The organism is Peptoanaerobacter stomatis, from assembly GCF_000238115.1.
GTDB classification, from domain to species: Bacteria; Bacillota; Clostridia; order Peptostreptococcales; family Filifactoraceae; genus Peptoanaerobacter; species Peptoanaerobacter stomatis.
On record NZ_JH414548.1, the window covers coordinates 1 to 18,940 of the forward strand.

Below are 18,940 nucleotides of genomic sequence, written 5' to 3' on the forward strand. Positions count from 1 at the left end.
TCCCCGGCAAAATTCTTTCTTTAGATGATAATCTTTCACAAAGCGAATTTAAAAATGTAATACACTCATCTTTATATATAGTCGGTATGTATTTTACACCACCGGCAGCTCCCGGTATAGTTACGACTCTGCCTAATTTCTGCTCATCAAATATAGCTTTTATAGATGATATATCTGAACTTATAGTTGATTTTGCGGAAAAGAAACGTTCGGCAAAATAATTAAATGTCAAAATTTTATTAGGATTATCAGATAAAATTTTAGCTATCGCTGCTAATCTATGAGCTTTTTTTAGTTTCATAAACTGAGCCTTTCTTTAAATATCATCAAAAGAATATATATTCTCAATATTTCATTTTTTCTAAAACGAGTATAATTACAAACGTTCTATGATTTAATTATAACAAAAAAAATATATATTTCAAGAGGTTATCGATTTTTTTATTATTTTTAATAAAAAAAGAGAAAGCCACAAAAAGCAACTATCTCTATTGTCAATACTTATAAATGGTGCCGAAAGCGGGAGTCGAACCCGCACGATATTGCTACCGCTGGATTTTGAGTCCAGTGCGTCTGCCAATTCCGCCATTTCGGCAAGTTACTTGTATATTATATTATTTTATGGTGAATACGTCAATACTTTTTATAAAAATTTTAGAAATTTTATTTTTGTATCATCTGGCACTATAAATGGCAGAAATTAGAAATTTAAGTTGTATTTAAATACTTAAATATTCTATGAATTATATGTGTTAAGTTATTGAGTTAAAACAGATATAAAAGATAGGTTTATAATATAACCTATTGAGAAAAAAATAGATAAACTACCAGCATATGCCGAAAATTTATCTATTTTTTTCTTATATTATGATTCTAAAAGTTTTAAAACCGTTTGAGGCAGTTGATTTGCTTGAGCAAGCATTGATGTTCCTGCTTGTTGTAATATATTGTACTTAGTAAATTCTGTCATTTCTTCAGCCATATCGGCATCTTCTATTCTTGACATTGATGACGTCACATTTTCTTCTGCAGCATTAAGGCTCTTAATGTTATGTTCAAATCTATTTTGTGCAGCTCCCAATATAGAGCGTATTTCAGATATTTTTGATATCGCGTTACTATACACAGCTATTGCGGCATTAGCTGTTTTTTGTGAAGTTACATCCAATGAATATTCAGGTTTTGTGTCATCATAGCGAGGAACAACATTATCCACTGTTGTATATTTTGCATCTGTAATATGGTTTGGAGGTGCAGGAGGTACTGACGGATTTGATAGATCTTCTACCTGTCCACCGGCGACTTGTCCTGATATTTTAAGAGTAAATGCCGCCATTTCTTGAAATTCTATGTCCACCATTTGTTTTGCATTAGCTCCCGCTTGTACAGGAATATTCATTGTAGGTTTATACGTACCATCTTCATTCTTTGAAGAAAACATTTTCATTTGATTAAATTCTGTAGTTTTGCCTATACGACTTATTTCAGATGTGAGCTGATTTATTTCCTTTTGTATAGCTTCCCTATCTTCTATATTATTAGTGCCATTCGATGCCTGTACGGATAGTTCTCTCATTCTTTGTAACATAGAGTGAACTTCATCCAATGCGCCTTCAGCTGTTTGTATAAGAGATATTCCGTCTAACGAATTTTTTGATGCCATTTTAAGTCCTGATGATTGTAATGCCATCTTTTTTGCTATAGCATATCCTGCCGCATTGTCAGCCGCCCTATTTATTTTTTTACCTGACGATAATCTTTCTAATGCTGTTTTTTGTTTTAAACCTGTTGCCATAAGATTTCTTACGGAATTCATTGCTAAAATATTTGTATTTAATTTCATATTTATAGTCCTTTCATACGATATTTTATATCATTTTAGCTTATATAATTAATTTTCAGAATATAACTATTGTATAATTTTATATTTTAGTTTTTTGTAAATTTTAAAAATAATTATTATAATTCTGATTTTTTATTATTTTTAACATTATTTATCACTTTTTATGTTTTTTTCAAGACTGTCTATATATTGTAGCACTTTTGATACTATTTCATATAATTCTTGTGGTATTTCATCACCTATGCTTAAAGCCATAAGATTTTCTAGTAATTCTTCATCAAAATATGTATCTATGCCGTCTATTTTTGCTTTTTCAAGCATATTTTGTGCTACATATCCTCTACCTTTAGCATTTACTATAGGTGCATTCATAGTTTCATTGTATTCCAATGCAACTGCTTTTTTGTTCAATATTTCTTTTTCTTCTTTTTTATCCATAATCTTCCTTTAATATATCGTTAATTTTTCTATATATTTTAGTTTAATGATAAAAAATTATATAAAAAAGTCTACTTTACTATTTATATCTCTCGTATTTTCGTTTACAAATGAAATTTTTGCCTTATTTTCAGGTGATATGAGATCTATAAAATCTATATCATATCCCAATGAGTTCAAACTATTGTCCAATGATTGCAAATTAGATTTTATAGCTGATATGGACCCATCATTTCCTGATATTTTTATTGATAATTTTTTGTTGTCTACTTTTATATAAAATCCCATTTTCCCTAAATTTTTTGTGTTTAAATCTATTAGCACGCTCATATCATTAGGGTCTATATTGCCTTTTTTATTCTTTTTGGTTTTTGCATAGACATTGGCATTTGATGATTCACCGTTCATATAAAACGGTATTTGTATCATTTCATTTTTTGACGACATTTTGTAAGTTTCTCTTATGTTCTCTTTTATTTCATTTAGATATTTATTGAATACTTCTTTGTCCTTGCTTTGTGATTTTAATACTATTTGCTCCACTTCTTTAAGTTGTTTATATATTTGCTCTATGTTTTTTCTAAAATCATCTTTTGTAAATGTATGATTTTCTTTTAATATATTTTCTATTTTTTTTGAAATTTGTTTTAATTCTTTAAAATCTTTTTCTTTGATTTCATTTAACATAGATTTTATACTGTCAATATAATTACCTGTATTATTTTCTAAATCAAATGATTTTTTTATATTTTTCAGTGTAAATTCACTTTGAGCAGCTACTATATTTGATGATATGTTATTGATTGTATAATCGTTTAAATGTGATAATTTTTCAAATGTTTTGGATTGTTTTATCGTTTGACTTTGAATTAAAGCGCTTACTTGTCTTATATCGCTTGTATATGGATCTATTCCGTTTGTTATCATCTGATTTATATGAGTAGCTCTTAAATTCATTCGCATATATTCGTAATGCTTTATTATGCCATTTTGAACTTCCGTTTTGCTTTCATATTTCACTTCATATTCTAATGATTGCAATTTAGAATTTGAGTTATCGTTAAATATAGAATGTTTTTGTGCTAAATATTGCAAAGATATATTGTTGTGTTTATAATCTATGCTGTTAAAATCTATGTTTTCAACATTGTTTAGCACTATGGACGCTTTTATAGATATTTTATTTTCGTAGTTAAAAAAACTTGTTTGGTTTGAAAATAATTTGTCGTATAAATCTTTTCCAACTTTACTTGAATATAAAATTGATTTTACAGATATGTTTTTTAATATTGTATTTGAATTTATCTGTTTGATTGCATCTATAAGATTTTTTGTCAAATCCATTTGCTCGTCTGTGAGTTGTAAATTGTCAACATTTTGCAATTCGTTTATTATAGATGTTATTTCTTTTAGTAATTGTTTTATATCCATAGATGATATATCTACACCTGATTTTATGAGCATACCTGCCACATTTTTGTCCATCAATTCTTGTATTTGCGATAATACTTCTTTTATTTCTTTTATTTCTTCAACATTTTCTTTATTTATCTGAGAATTATTTTTTAGTATAGCTTTTGCAATATCTATATCTTTTTTGTCTATTCCTATTTTTTCCAATAAATTTTCTATATCAGGTGTCATTTTTTCTATATCTTCGTCTGTAAGATTATTTGTAATATTTTCTGTATATTTTACAGATGAGACTGATACAGATGATGTAGTTATATAATTTTTTACTTTATAAAGTAAGTCTATAGATATATTGGTATCGTCTACTTCTAATGTTTTTATTATGTTTTCGTTATTTATATCTTTTAAATCATATAACTTGGAAAATGTATCGTATATCTTATCTACATTTTCTTTTGTTATTTCGATGTCATTTTTCTTTAGGCTTATTATTATGTCTTGGATGTCTTTACCCATTTGTGAGCTGTACAGCTTTGTTGAAATATCTCGTGCTTCATCGTAAGATATAGGTTTATTTACTTTATTTTCCAATGCCGACACTTTCTTATCTTGCAATATAAACTCATCTTTTGCTATTTTATCTAATTGGGATAAAGGAATATTTTCTATGTCATATCCTTTATTCATAAGCATTGCAAGTGTGTTAAGATTTATGTTTTGAGTGAAATTTGTTAAGCTGTTTTTTATGGTTACAAATCTTAATATATTTTCTTTTGTAGCAGGTATTTCACTGTTTTTTAGATTTTTAAGTGCATCTATGTTTTCTTTTGTAGGTTGTAAATCTTCTTTTTTTAACTCTTCTATTTCTTTTTTTTCTCTTTCTTTTTCTTTTTCCAAAGATTCATTGCTTATTTTTGTGATAGTTTCTATTTCGGATTTTTTTATAGTAAGCATTTCTCCTTGTTTTACACTAAGATTATTTTTTGTCACTACGTCAAATATTTCTTTTGTCTTATTATCCCATAATTGTATTCTTATGTTTTTGCCGTCTTTTTTTATTATTGAGCCTTTTATTATCGTGTTTGATGAGGCAATATCTTCGTATGGATTGGATGTTATTTTTTTGTCTAAATTTGCCTTATTGTTATATAGCGTATTAATCATTTACTGACCTCTTTTCTTAATATTCCATAATACAATAATCATATATAAAATAATTTGTTTATTTCTTGATTTTATTTTAATGTCTATTTAAAAATAATTATCTTTTTATCATATTGTTTTGTTAATGGGATATAAAAACTCTTTTACATATCTATCGGAATAACAAACAAAATTTTAAAGTCTTATGCAAATAAAAATAATCGACCATCTTCTTAATAATCGATTATTTTTATTTAAAAACTATTTTTTATCTTAAATATAAGTTGAATAAATTTTAAAGAAATTTTATAAAACGTATATTTTGATTTATCTATATATGTTTTCTATAAATTCTATTATCCTGTCACAAGCTTTTCCGTCACCATAAGGATTTACTGCATTTGCCATTTGTTTGTATGATTTTTTATCTTTAAGCAATATATTTGCTTCTTTATATATATCATCTTTGTCAACTCCTACAACTTTTACAGTACCCGCTTTAACTGCTTCGGGACGTTCAGTTTCAGTTCTTAGAACCAATACAGGTTTTCCAAGTGAAGGCGCTTCTTCTTGTAATCCTCCTGAATCTGTCATAATAAAATATGATTTATTCATTAGATTGGCAAATTCTTCATATTCAAGCGGTTTTATAAGTGCAACATTGCTTGCAGTAAATTTTTCATTTGCTAATTTTACTATATTAGGATTCATATGCACAGGATATACTATCTGAATATCATTATTTTCCTCAGCGATTTTATTTAGGGCAAAGAATATATCTTCCATAGGTTTACCCCAGTTTTCTCTCCTATGACAAGTAAGTAAAATTATTTTTTTTGAAAAATCTATATTTTTAAAGTCTTCTTTTGAAAAATCAAAATCATCTTTTATTACACTATGAAGCGCATCTATAACCGTATTACCTGTTGTAATTATATTTTTTTCTGAAATATATTCTCTTAACAGATTGTATTTATTGTTTTTTGTAGGTGCGAAATGGTATGTGGCAATAGAGCCTATCAATTTTCGGTTCATTTCTTCCGGATAAGGCGAATATATATTGCCTGTTCTAAGCCCTGCTTCTATATGTCCTACAGTAACTTTTTCATAAAATGCTCCAAGTGCAGCAGAAAAACTTGTAGAAGTATCGCCGTGTACAAGTAATAGATCAGGTCGGAACTTATTTTGTATTATTTCGCAAGTTCCGTATATTACTTTTGATGTTATATCTTGTATTGTTTGTCCATGTTTCATTATATTCAAATCGTAGTCAGGCTTGATATCGAATATTTCTAAGACGCTGTCAAGCATTTGCCTATGTTGACCTGTTACTAAAACTTTTGACTCAAAGTTATCATTGTTGTACAATTTTTTTACAAGAGGTGCCATTTTTATAGCTTCTGGTCTTGTACCGAAAACCGACATAATTTTTATTTTATTCATAAGATTAACCTTTTTTTAGAATTTTAAATTTAAGAGTAACAAAAACTATAAGTATTATATCAACTGCCAAAATGAACAGAGAAAATCTTCTTCCTGTTTCTGATATAAAATATGCACTAAGACCTAATATAACACTCATCATATACAATATCAGTACTGTTTGTTTTTGTGATAATCCGTTATTCAATAGTCTATGATGAAGATGTCCTTTGTCAGCCTGCATTATAGGCTGTTTATTCTTTGCACGTCTTAATATTGCAAATGCCGTATCAAATATAGGTATGCCTAATGTCAATATAGGTATAAATACTGCAAGTGTTGCAGCGGACTTTATTGTTGCAGTCATTGATATAACTGCAAGAGTAAATCCTAAAAATAATGCTCCGGTATCACCCATAAATATTTTGGCAGGATTGAAATTAAATGGCAAAAATCCTAAAATACTTCCTATTAATGAGATTAACAACAATGTATGGAAATAATCTCCATTTTTAAAAAGTATCAATGCAAGCGTAGTGGATGATATTGCAGATATTCCTGCAGCTAAACCGTCAAGACCATCTATTAGATTAACTGTATTAGTTATACCTACTATCCAAAATACAGTTATAGGTATGCTCATATATCTTAAAAACAGATAATGCATCGGCATCATAGGGTTTGCAAGATATTCAATTCTTATAGCAAAAACTGCAACAATCGAAGCAGCGATTATTTGAATAAAAAATTTAAGTTTTGCATTCAAATCTTTAATATCATCTACAACGCCCATAACTAAAATTATAAAAAGTGCAACAAACAATACTATCAGCTCTTTGTTCATAGAATTGAAAAAAAGTGTAGTAACAAAAAATGAAAATGCTATTGATATTCCTCCAAGTCTTGGAATTGGAACTTTATGCACTCTTCTATTATCTTTTGGAACATCTATTGCACCAATCTTATGTGCCAATTTTATTACAAATGGAGTTGCAAAGTATGAAAGTACAATAGAAAATATAAATGATATTATAAATAATTGTGTTGTTGACAACACATATTTAAGCCCGAACATACACTCCTCCTAATATTTATTGATTTAATCAAATATTTTGATTAAATTTTGTAGTGTATATCAAATCTTTTTTATTTATATTTATTAAAGTAAATATAAAACATTGTAAATCTTTAATAATGAATTATATATTTATAGAATATTTTAATGGATCACAGCATATTATAATAAAATTGTTATAATTTATTTATAATAACTATTTTGTTCCAAATATTCTATCTCCGGCATCTCCCAAGCCTGGAACTATATAACAATCTTCATTCAATTTTTCATCAAGTGATGCCAAATATATATCTATATCAGGATGATCGGTCTGAACTCTTTTTACACCTTCAGGACAACCGACAAGACATACAAGTCTTATAGATTTTATATTTCTGTTTTTCAACAATGTTATAGCGGCACTTGCTGAACCTCCTGTTGCAAGCATAGGATCTACCAATATAAAATCTCTTTGTGCAACATCTTGTGGTAATTTGCAAAAATATTCCACCGGTTCTTTTGTAACAGGATCACGATAAAGTCCTATATGCCCTACTTTTGCTTGTGGTACAAGTTCCAATATTCCGTCAACCATACCTATACCTGCTCTCAATATAGGAACTACAGCCATTTTTTTGCCTCGTAACATCTTTGCTTTTGTTTTGCAAATAGGTGTTTCTATTTCTACATCTTCAAGCGTCAGATCTCTTGTAACTTCATATACCATTAACATTCCTATTTCTTTTACAAGCTGTCTGAAAAGACCTGAACCTGTGTTTTTATTTCTTGCTATTGCAATCTTATGCTGTATTAAAGGATGATCTAATATAGTTAATTTAGACATATAATTACTCCTTGTTTATGTATTTTTATAGTCAATTATTTTCTTTATAAATTATAATATTTTTTAAATATTTTTATTTTTTATAGTATTTTATTCTGTTTGGATAAAATTTATATTTCATCTTCAAAAGACATCAATTTATTAACACGTCTTTCATGTCTGTCGCCTTCAAACTTTGCGCTTAAAAATCTATCTACTATTTCAAATGCTATTTCCACGCCGACAGTTCTGCCACCTAAAGAAATCATATTACAGTTGTTGTGTTCTACACATTTACTTGCACTGTATGTATCAGATAAATTTGCGCATCTTATACCTTTTATCTTGTTGGCAGCTATTGATATACCTATACCTGTACCACAAAATAAAATACCTTTGTCTATTTCTTTATTCAAAACGGCTTTAGCCACTATCTTTGCATAATCCGGATAATCTACAGATTGATTTTCATATATCCCATAATCAATACATTCATATCCTTTATCCTGAAGATATTTTAAAACCTGTTTTTTTAGTTCAAAACCACCATGATCACAGCCAAATCCTATTTTCATATATAACCTCTTTTCTAAATTATTTTATATCCGGATGCCTTTTTCATTCTGTCCATTATTGAAAACTCCAACTCCGTATCAGACATATTTATAAAATACGCTTTGTCAAAATTTTCTTTATCAAGTTGTCTTAACACCTTAAATATATTCTTTGCTACTGTAACATCATCTTTTCCAAGTGAGATAAAATTGTTAAATAAACTTTGATATTCTTCCTTTGCTATTACAACGCTTTTTTTATTAGATAAATTATCTTTTTTTATAAGATCATATATTTTTTCTATTTTATTATCTCCATCTACTATATAGACTTCACAATTAGGACTATAATGTTTATATTTCATACCCGGTGATTTTGGTTTCGTTGTATTGTCTTTAAGATTTGTATCAATATATACCTCTTCATTTATAACTCGTTCTATGTCTGACTTTGTTACAAATCCTGGCCTTAATATGATTATATTATCACCTGTTGTGTCTATAACAGTAGATTCTATACCGATTGAAGAATTATTGTCAAGTATTATCATGTCAACCTTTCCTTCAAATTCTTCTTTTATAAATTCTTCTGATGTTATTGATGGGCGTCCTGATATATTGGCTGATGGAGCCGCTATAGGAACGCCACTTTCTTTTATAATTTTATTTGCAATAATATTTGAAGGCATTCTAACAGCCACAGTATCTAATCCGCCTGTAGTTCTATACGGCACATTTGACGATTTGTTTAAAATTAATGTCAATGGACCGGGCCAAAATGCAGATATTATTTTTTCTATCCTGTTATCAATATTTACACCTAAAGTGTATATATCTTTTTCATCTGATATATGAACTATAAGAGGATTATCTGAAGGTCTGCCTTTGGCATTATATATCTTACTTGCAGAATTTTCATTTAAAGCATTTGCTCCTATTCCGTACACAGTTTCTGTAGGAAATATAACAAGCCCTCCTGCTCTTATTATTTCGCCAGCCTTTTTTACAGTTATGTCAGTATTATATTTGTCTATTTTTATTATTTGTGTAAACATTTTTTTCTCTTTATATATTTTCCAATGAATTCAAATTTTCTGCTTGAGCAGTTGTGATTAATGCATCTATAACTTCGTCCAAATCGCCATTTAAAAATGCTTCCAATTTATACAAATTCAGACCGATTCTATGGTCGGATACCCTACCTTGAGGATAATTATATGTTCTTATTCTTTCTGCCCTATCTCCTGTACCTACTTGAGATTTTCTCTGGCTTGCCATTTCTTTTTGCGCTTTTTCCAATTCTATATCATATAATTTGGCTTTTAATATCTTGAACGCTTTTTCTTTATTTTTCAGCTGTGATTTTTCATCCTGCATAGATATTACTATTCCTGTTGGTATGTGTGTAAGTCTTACAGCGGAATCTGTTGTGTTTACAGACTGACCTCCATTACCTGATGAACGGAATACATCTACTCTTACATCATTTAAATCTAAATTTACTTCAACATCTTCTGCTTCAGGAAGCACCGCTACAGTTACTGTAGATGTATGTATTCTTCCTTGAGACTCTGTTTCAGGCACTCTTTGCACTCTATGAACTCCCGATTCAAATTTGAGTCTTGAATATGCACCTTTTCCGCTAATCATAAATATTACTTCTTTATATCCGCCTATTCCTGTCTCATTTGATGACATAAGCTCAACTTTCCATCTTCTATTTGAAGCATACATAGAATACATCCTAAACAGTACTCCGGCAAAAAGTGCTGCTTCTTCTCCACCGGCACCGCCTCTTATTTCAACGATTACGTTTTTATCATCATTAGGATCTTTTGGAAGTAACAAAATCTTTAATTCTTCTATTACTTTTTCCAAATTTTCTTCCAAATCTGATAATTCTTCTTTTGCCAAATCTCTCAAATCCTCATCTGTTTCATTAGCAATTATATCTTTAGCACCTTTTATATCTTCTGTTGCTTTCACATATTCATTATATTTTGAAACAACAGGAGATAACTCTGCGTGCTCTTTCATCAGTTTTTGCCATTGTTCTTGATTATTAATGATTTCAGGGTCTGATATTTTTATTTCCAAATCCGCATATTTATCTTTTAATGAGCTCAAATTTTCAAACATTACAATCTCCCTTTTATATTATTTCAAATCATTATTGTATCAGAGTTTTACTATTATTACAAGATTTAATTTCATCATATGATTTGCTGTTTTGTAAAAAAGTCAAACATTTTTGACATAAAATATATTATATATTTATTCTGTTATTACTGTTTTTTGTTCTTAAGCATATAAAAAACAGTAAATCATTGCGACTTACTGTTTAATTAAGCTCTATTCAAGCCACTGTATAAATGCAGTTTTATCTTCACTGTTATATCCGGCATTTTTATAAAAATCTAATGTATTTTCATTTTTTGTACCTGTTAAAAGCATCATCTTATAGCAATTATTTTTTATCGCTACTTCTTTAGCATAATTAAGACATTCTGTTGCGTATCCTTTTCCGCGATACTCTTCATTAGTAACTACATTTTCAATAAACGCATATGGGCGTATATTTCTCGTAAGATTTGGAATGACAACACAAACACAAGATGAAAGTATCTTACCATTTATCTCGTTGACAATAATATGATGGTTCACATCTGCAATGATTGTATTCCAAGTATTCTCCAGATGTTCTGTATCTTTTGGAATATCTTTTTCGTGTAAAAACAGATATAAGCTCAATAATTCATATAAATCTTCTTTAATCGCTTCTCTTACCATAATCATCACATCCGCAACTTTAAATTAATTGAATAAGTCTATTATAATATTTTTTGACTAAAATATATTTTTTTTGTATTTTTTGTAAATTTCTGCTAATTCATTAACTTTTTTTGACATCTCGATTTGCAATGTAGATGCTTTTTTATAATCTTTTTCGTCAATTGCATTGTCTATTTGTGTAAATAATGATTTTTTTTCTACTGTATCTTTCATAAGCTCCCATCTTATGCTTTCTACTTTTGTCCAGTTTACTATATCAAGATCTGATATATCTTCAGTGTCATAGTGTAATTTTATGGATTCTCTTACTCTATCTCTACTGTTTTCAACTATTCTGCCTTTCAGCTCTTTTGCCCAAAACTCTAAAGTTGATATTTTGTACGAGTTTATTATTTCGTCTGTAAATACACCGTCTTTTTTGAGTATTTCCAGTTTTTCTTTATATATATCCAAAGCTTGTATATTTTCATATACTGTTGCAGGCGGTACGGAAAATATTGCGTTTCTTTCTTCCTGTGTATATGCTTCAAATACATTTTCTTCCGAGCGATAAAGTCTGTCTTTTTCTAAATATACACTGTCTTCTCCGGCTTTTTTTGACATTTCATTTTGTATGAATGCCACATCATATTTAGGTATATAAAAGTTTATTGCGTCAAGCATACATTGATAAACTGCTGATAAAACTAAATATAGATTAGAATTGGGATTAGTTGCTCTAAGCTCAAATCTTGTTTGTTTAGGATTGTCGCTATCTTTTATAAGACCTATTAATATTGAGCGGTTTCTTGAAGGTATTTGCGGAGATTTTCCAAGTGATGTAACTATACACACAGGTGCTTCAAATCCTGGTCTTAATCTGTTAAATGCATCTGTTGTTGCCGTAACAAAAGGATTTATAACTTCATAATTTCTAAGTATGCCTGCAAGTGATGAAAAACCGATACTACTCATATAATATTTCTCTTTTTCAACATGATTGAATATATTTATTGCTTTACCGTCATCTAATTTTGCGATAAGTCCTATATGTGTATGCTCTCCACTTCCTGCAACTTTATCCATAGGTTTTGCATCAAATGTTACTTCCAAGCCGAAGCTGTTGAATATATCCGATACCAAATTTTTTATTATATATAAATTGTCAGCAGTTTGTATAGGATCAGAATATTTCCAATCTATTTCCAATTGTTCCATTATATGACTGTGATCTCCGTTCTCAGTCAATTTTGAATGAACTCCACCTACTTCTTTATGTCCCATTTCAGGTTCAAAACCGTATTTATCCATAAGCAATAGACAATATTCCATTGCTGTCCTTACATTTCCTTCTGTTCTTTTCCAGTACTGCTCTTTTAAAACTTGTGAAGTTGACAGTTCTTCTACATCTCTTATTTCTTCAGGTGTTTTTACCCAAAATTCCAATTCTGTTGCTGCTGATATTTCAATAGATTTTATTTTTTTATCTTTTATTCCTAATTCTTCTTGTATGCTTTCATTTTCTTCTACTATTTTTTTTACGTTACTTTGCAAATTTTTAACAGCTCTTTTTAAAACGCCTCTTGAACATACTATTTTATCATTGTGTATCAAAAATGACGGTATTCTTAGTGTTCCTATAGGAAGTTTTGTATTTTCATCTACAAACGAAAAATTATAATCTATATGCCAATCGCAATCCATATCAGGTACAATAATTACTTTTGCATCATTTAATGATGCAATTTGCCTTAATTCAACACTTGAACCATCTGTTTGAACCCCTTGTTTCAAAAAATCTTCTAAATCGTCTATTATTATACTTATAGGTATTCTTGCATCTGTATAGTTTCCTCTAAGGTCATAACCTGCAAGCGATACAAATTTTATTTCTTTATGTTCTTCAAAGATTTTTTTCAAGTCTTCTATTGAATGGTAATCTTTTTTTAATGTGAATAAAAGATTATTTTCTTTTAGTAGATTAATGGCATTCATACAAAGCCCTCCAAAATTGATATATATTTTCAAATTTAAAATATGTTAAAAATTATATCACAAAAAATATATAATTTTAAGTTTTTTATTGAAAGAAAAGCATATTTTTTTATTTTTTTTGCAATTTAAAATATTTTTCTTTCAAAAAAAGTTTTTTGTTTATACTATTTAATATCTTTTACAGCATTATATGCCATTATTGCACCGATTTTTGAGTGTTCATAAGTAAGTCCTCCTTGAAAATATACCGTATATGGATGTCTTATAGGTGAATCTGCACTTAATTCTATTGATGAGCCTTGAACAAATGCTCCTGCAGCCATTATAACTTCACAATCATATCCCGGCATATCCCATGGCTCAGGTGTCACATAAAAATCTACCGGTGCGGATTTTTGTATAGCTTTGCAAAACTCTATGACTTCCTGTTTTGTATCAAAGGTTATGGCTTGTATTATGTCACTTCGTTTATCATTGCTTTTAGGAAATACTTTATAATTATCTTTTTCGAATAATTTTGCTGTGAAAACTGCTCCTTTTAAAGCTCCGTTTACCACATTAGGTGCCATAAACAAGCCTTGCAATGTGATTCTGTTGGTATTGAATGTCAAGCCACATTCTTTGCCTATGCTGTTTGATGTCAATTTTTTTGCACACCTATCTACCAATTTTTCTTTTCCAACTATATATCCACCTGTTATTGCCAAGCCACCACCGGGATTTTTTATAAGTGAGCCTGCCATTATATCTACACCGACATCAGTAGGTTCCAAATAGTCCAAAAACTCACCATAGCAGTTATCAACCATTATGTTTACGTCACTTCTTATACCCTTTACTACCTCAACTATCTCTTTTATATCTTGTATCATTATTGACTTTCTTGTTGAATAACCTTTTGACCTTTGTATATATACAAGTTTTATTGATTTATCTTTTGCAAGCTCAGTTTTTATTTTTTCTACGTCAAAATCTCCATCATTTATCAAATCAATCTGCTTATAATGTATATTATATTCTTTTAATGACATTTCCTGCTCTTTTATACCGATTACTCCGTCAAGCGTGTCATAAGGTTTACCTGATATAGAAAGCATTGTATCTTTTGGCATAAGTAAGGCATTGAGACATATTGACAAAGCGTGCGTTCCATTTGCGATAGACGGTCTTACAAGTGCATCTTGAGTATTGAAGACATTACTATATATTTCTTCAACTTTTTCTCTACCGACGTCGTTATATCCATATCCAGTTGATGAGTTAAAATGTGTATCGCTTAATTTTGCCATTTGCATAGCTTTTAGAACTTTTAATTGATTAAATTGTTTTATTTTATCAAGCTCTTCAAATTCTTGCTTAAGTTGTTCTTCTATTTTATTTGAATATTTAAAATCTTCTTCACTTATCTTGAAGAAATCATACATTTGTAAAATATTTTTTTCGTACATAATACTCCATTCATTAACTAATTTTATACTAAAACTTATTTCAATAACCATGTAACATTAAAATATAAAAAATGTTACCTAATTAAATATTTTCATTTTTATTTTAAATGATTTTTAGTATAATACTATTCTTAATTTAAAATTACATACACTTTTGAATTTTATATTCCATATGTTTTTTAATGATTTTTAGTATAAAATGCTATATAAAAATCAAAAAGGTCTTTCACTATAAAAATAATGAAAGACAACTTTTTATAACAAATATTTTTTTAACTTAATTATATTTATAAATTTCGCTTATTAATTTCAATAGTATCATTAAAATAATATGCGATATAATTTAATTTTATTTAATTATAGAGTTTTCACAGTTCCTTTGTATACTATTCCTGTAGCTGCGTCTACTGTTATAGTTTCTCCATCTGTTATTTCTTGAGTCGCTTTGTCAGCAGATACTATTACAGGTATACCAAGATTTAATCCAACTATAGCAGCATGAGATGTAAGACCGCCAAACTCTGTTACTATTGCACTTGCTTTTTTGATTTGAGGCATCATATCCACATCTGTAGATGAAGTTATGATTATATCATTTTCATTTATTTCTTGTGATGAGTTATTTATAACTCTTGCTGTTCCTGATACATTTGAACTTCCTACACCAATACCTTTTACCAAGTTTTGTGCAGCTATATGAACTCTAAGCAGATTTGTAGTTCCTGATTTTCCTACAGGCACTCCTGCTGTTATTACGACAAGATCTCCTGGTTCTATTGCGTTTTTCTCCAATGATAATTGAACTGATGAATCAATTACATCTTCAGCTGAACCTGATTCTGTATTTAATATAGCAAACACTCCCCAATAAAGCGACATTTGTCTATATGTTTTTTCGTCATTTGTAGATGCTATTATCGGTGCAAAAGGTCTGTAACTTGACACCATCCTTGCAGTATATCCTCCTGATGTTGCTGTTATAATTGCTTTTGCTTTTAAATCCATAGCAGTTGTACAAGTGGCATGGCTTATTGCGTTTGTTATAGTAGGTTGCATAAATGCTTTTTTCTGTCTTAATATAAGTTCATAGTCAAAGCTTTCTTCAGTAGCTCTTGCTATTTTTGCCATAGTTTTTACTGCTTCAACAGGATATTTTCCTGCTGCTGTTTCTCCTGAAAGCATTATTGCATCAGTTCCGTCAAATATAGCATTGGCAACATCTGTTACCTCTGCTCTTGTAGGTCTTGGATTTCTTATCATTGAATCAAGCATTTGAGTTGCTGTAATTACATATTTTGAAAGAGAATTACATTTTTTTATTATCTCTTTTTGTACCATAGGTATTTCTTCTGTAGGTATTTCTACGCCAAGATCCCCTCTTGCTACCATTATACCGTCAGATACTTCAAGAATTTCATCTATGTTATCTACACCTTCTTGGCTTTCGATTTTTGAAATTATTTTTATACTTTGTCCGCCGTTATTTTCAAGCACTTCTCTTATGGCAAGAACATCGGATGCTTTTCTTACAAATGATGCCGCTATATAATCTATATCATTTTTTATACCGAATATTATATCTTCTTTATCTTTTTGTGTTATAGCAGGAAGATTTATCTTTACATTAGGTACATTTACGCCTTTTTTATTCTTTACTATTCCTGTATTTTTTACTTCGCACAATATATCTTTTTTGTCTTTTGATAATACAACGAGTTCTATAAGTCCGTCATCTATAAGTATTCTGTCATTTACATTTACGTCATCAACAAGTTCTTTGTAAGAAACTGTACATTTTGTTTCATCTCCTACAACGTCATCCATTGTAATAGTAAATTTTTGTCCTACATTAAGAGTCACTTCATCTTTATTGAAGTTTCCCGTTCTTATTTCAGGACCTTTTGTGTCAAGTAATATGGCAATAGGTTTTTTAACTTCGTTTCTCACTTTTTTTATTGTATCAATTCTTGCTTGATGCTCATCATATGAGCCATGTGAAAAGTTAAGTCTACAAACATTCATTCCTTCATCAATAAGTTGTTTTAATGTTTCAGCACTTTCTGATGCAGGTCCTATAGTACAAACGATTTTAGTTTTTTTATAGTTTTTTAACATTTTTTTGCCTTTCCAAATAAATTATTTTTAATATATAAAATTTTATATTTACACCCTTAAAAATATATTAATATTTTCTATGCTGATTATAAATTTATTAGCAAAATAAAAATAATTGATAATAACTAATTGTGTTATGCTAAAATTTAATAGAATTGTAAAAAAATAATGTTTTGTAAATTTAATAAAATATAGCACCGTTTATTGACTTTCCGATATAAATTATCTATCATTCTATTGGAAAATCAGTATTATTTATATGGAGAGTATTTTAGTAAGTTCATACATTTCTTCATTAAATTTTGATTTTATACTCAAAGCTTCAGTAATATCCATATCTATAATTTTATTTTCTCTAATGCCTACAACCCTTGATGACTTACCGTCCAACAAACATTGCACTGCATGTGCTGCAAATTGACTTGCAAGAATTCTGTCTTTTGCAGTAGGTGAACCGCCTCTTTGTATATGTCCGAGTATTGTAGCTCTTACATCTAAACCTGTTTTTTCGTGTATCTGTACACATATGTCATTAGCTGAACCCACACCTTCAGCAACCATTATTATACTTTGAGTTTTACCTCTGTTTGCAGATAATAATATTTTCTTACAAATATTGTCAATATCATGTTTTGTTTCAGGAACGAGAATTTCTTCAGCTCCACCGCCAAGCCCTGTATAAAGCGCTATATCTCCGCAATTTCTTCCCATAACTTCTATTATACTTACCCTTTCATGAGATGAAGTTGTGTCTCTTAATTTTGACACTGCATCAAGAACTGTATTTAAGGCGGTGTCAAAACCTATTGTATAATCTGTATATGCAAGGTCATTATCTATAGTACCGGGAACACCTATAACAGGAAATCCGGCATCACATAAGGTCTTAGCACCTCTAAAAGTACCGTCACCGCCTATTACAACAAGCCCGTCTATTTTAAAAACGTCAAGTATATTAAGTGCTCTTTTTTTACCTTCTTCTTCCATAAACTCCAAGCATCTTGCAGATCTGAGTATAGTTCCGCCCCTGTGTATTATATCTCCAACAGATGGAATGAGCATTTCTTTCAAGTCACCTTCTATAAGTCCTTTATACCCTCTTTCTATCCCAAAAATTTGAAGACCTTTGTATATAGAATATCTAACTACTGCTCTTATAGCGGCGTTCATTCCCGGAGCGTCACCACCACTTGTAAGTACGGCTATTCTTCTCATAATATTTCTCCTTAAACACAATAAAATAAAATACTTATATATTATACACTAATTTTCTTAATTTCAAAATTATTTTTTCTAATTTATTATATATTTTTGTTAAAATTTTATTTTTCTATAAAAAATATACAATAAATTTTTACTCAACTCATTAAAGAATTTTCTACTGAATTATAAGGCATTTCACTCAAAATATTTATAGACATATTTAATTTTACTATCTATAAATTTATCAGTTAAATAAAAAATTTAATTGACTTTTTTCTATTTAGCTGTTTTAATATAAATATATAATAATTACTTATTTATATGTAATTAAAAAATGTTTATGTTTTTGCATAAACAAAATAACAGGAGGTATTTTAATGAGCGATAAAGAAAAAAAAGAAGGATTTGAAGAAAATATAGAATTTTTCGAAGAAGACCAGACTATTGACTTAGTATTAGATGACGGAACTTCTATGACTTGTGATGTCATAGGTCTTTTTGAAGTTGACGACGTTGAATATATAGCATTAGCTGAGCCCGAATCAGATAATATATTGTTATATATATATGAAGAAATAGGTGATGAAATCAGCCTTAAAAATATAGAAAATGAAGACGAGTATCAAGCTATATCTGAAGAGTTTATGGAACTTTTCAGCGACTTATTTGAAGATGAAGAATAATTATAATATATTTTAGCATTATATTAAATAA

At 29.0% G+C, this 18,940-nt stretch carries 15 protein-coding genes, 1 tRNA gene and 1 pseudogene; 1 reads left to right on the plus strand and 16 read right to left on the minus strand.

What is annotated here, in order from left to right:
- From HMPREF9629_RS02660 to pfkA, 16 genes and pseudogenes are all read right to left on the minus strand, one after another.
- A pseudogene (locus HMPREF9629_RS02660) lies at nt 1-301 on the minus strand (pur operon repressor); the annotation flags it as partial.
- 207 nt (nt 302-508) lie between these two features.
- Nucleotides 509-595, minus strand: a tRNA-Leu gene (locus HMPREF9629_RS02665).
- A 270-nt stretch (nt 596-865) separates the two neighbouring features.
- Nucleotides 866-1,843 (minus strand): flagellin N-terminal helical domain-containing protein, encoded by a 978-nt coding sequence (locus HMPREF9629_RS02670; protein ID WP_009524783.1) that lies wholly within the window; start codon nt 1,841-1,843, stop codon nt 866-868.
- Nucleotides 1,844-1,990: 147 nt separating this feature from the next.
- The gene (locus HMPREF9629_RS02675; protein ID WP_009524784.1) at nt 1,991-2,281 is read right to left on the minus strand and encodes an EscU/YscU/HrcU family type III secretion system export apparatus switch protein; all 291 of its coding nucleotides are present in this window, start codon (nt 2,279-2,281) and stop codon (nt 1,991-1,993) included.
- Between the two features lie 57 nt (nt 2,282-2,338).
- Nucleotides 2,339-4,858: a DUF6240 domain-containing protein gene (locus HMPREF9629_RS02680; RefSeq protein ID WP_009524785.1), complete on the minus strand. Its 2,520-nt coding sequence runs from the start codon at nt 4,856-4,858 to the stop codon at nt 2,339-2,341.
- Nucleotides 4,859-5,164: 306 nt separating this feature from the next.
- Nucleotides 5,165-6,280, minus strand: a complete 1,116-nt coding sequence (gene wecB, locus HMPREF9629_RS02685; RefSeq protein WP_009524786.1) for a non-hydrolyzing UDP-N-acetylglucosamine 2-epimerase — start codon at nt 6,278-6,280, stop codon at nt 5,165-5,167.
- A gap of 4 nt (nt 6,281-6,284) precedes the next feature.
- Nucleotides 6,285-7,334 carry a glycosyltransferase family 4 protein gene (locus HMPREF9629_RS02690; RefSeq protein ID WP_009524787.1) on the minus strand — a complete coding sequence of 350 codons (1,050 nt, stop codon included), beginning with the start codon at nt 7,332-7,334 and terminating at the stop codon, nt 6,285-6,287.
- A 196-nt stretch (nt 7,335-7,530) separates the two neighbouring features.
- Entirely contained in the window at nt 7,531-8,160 is a 630-nt protein-coding gene (gene upp / locus HMPREF9629_RS02695; protein ID WP_009524788.1) for a uracil phosphoribosyltransferase, read from the minus strand.
- A gap of 110 nt (nt 8,161-8,270) precedes the next feature.
- A complete protein-coding gene (gene rpiB, locus HMPREF9629_RS02700) occupies nt 8,271-8,714 on the minus strand; it encodes a ribose 5-phosphate isomerase B (RefSeq protein WP_009524789.1) in 444 nt (147 codons plus the stop codon).
- 14 nt (nt 8,715-8,728) lie between these two features.
- Entirely contained in the window at nt 8,729-9,748 is a 1,020-nt protein-coding gene (locus HMPREF9629_RS02705; RefSeq protein ID WP_009524790.1) for an L-threonylcarbamoyladenylate synthase, read from the minus strand.
- Between the two features lie 10 nt (nt 9,749-9,758).
- Nucleotides 9,759-10,832: a peptide chain release factor 1 gene (prfA, locus tag HMPREF9629_RS02710; RefSeq protein ID WP_009524791.1), complete on the minus strand. Its 1,074-nt coding sequence runs from the start codon at nt 10,830-10,832 to the stop codon at nt 9,759-9,761.
- Nucleotides 10,833-11,045: 213 nt separating this feature from the next.
- The gene (locus HMPREF9629_RS02715; RefSeq protein ID WP_009524792.1) at nt 11,046-11,483 is read right to left on the minus strand and encodes a GNAT family N-acetyltransferase; all 438 of its coding nucleotides are present in this window, start codon (nt 11,481-11,483) and stop codon (nt 11,046-11,048) included.
- A 57-nt stretch (nt 11,484-11,540) separates the two neighbouring features.
- Entirely contained in the window at nt 11,541-13,460 is a 1,920-nt protein-coding gene (locus HMPREF9629_RS02720) for a type I glutamate--ammonia ligase (protein WP_009524793.1), read from the minus strand.
- Nucleotides 13,461-13,624: 164 nt separating this feature from the next.
- Nucleotides 13,625-14,908 carry a methionine gamma-lyase family protein gene (locus tag HMPREF9629_RS02725; RefSeq protein ID WP_009524794.1) on the minus strand — a complete coding sequence of 428 codons (1,284 nt, stop codon included), beginning with the start codon at nt 14,906-14,908 and terminating at the stop codon, nt 13,625-13,627.
- A 357-nt stretch (nt 14,909-15,265) separates the two neighbouring features.
- Nucleotides 15,266-17,023: a pyruvate kinase gene (gene pyk / locus HMPREF9629_RS02730; protein WP_009524795.1), complete on the minus strand. Its 1,758-nt coding sequence runs from the start codon at nt 17,021-17,023 to the stop codon at nt 15,266-15,268.
- 255 nt (nt 17,024-17,278) lie between these two features.
- Entirely contained in the window at nt 17,279-18,238 is a 960-nt protein-coding gene (gene pfkA, locus HMPREF9629_RS02735; RefSeq protein ID WP_009524796.1) for a 6-phosphofructokinase, read from the minus strand.
- Between the two features lie 365 nt (nt 18,239-18,603).
- Here pfkA and HMPREF9629_RS02740 point away from each other — a divergent pair, with 365 nt between their 5' ends.
- Entirely contained in the window at nt 18,604-18,909 is a 306-nt protein-coding gene (locus tag HMPREF9629_RS02740; protein ID WP_009524797.1) for a DUF1292 domain-containing protein, read from the plus strand.
- Nucleotides 18,910-18,940 lie beyond the last annotated feature (31 nt).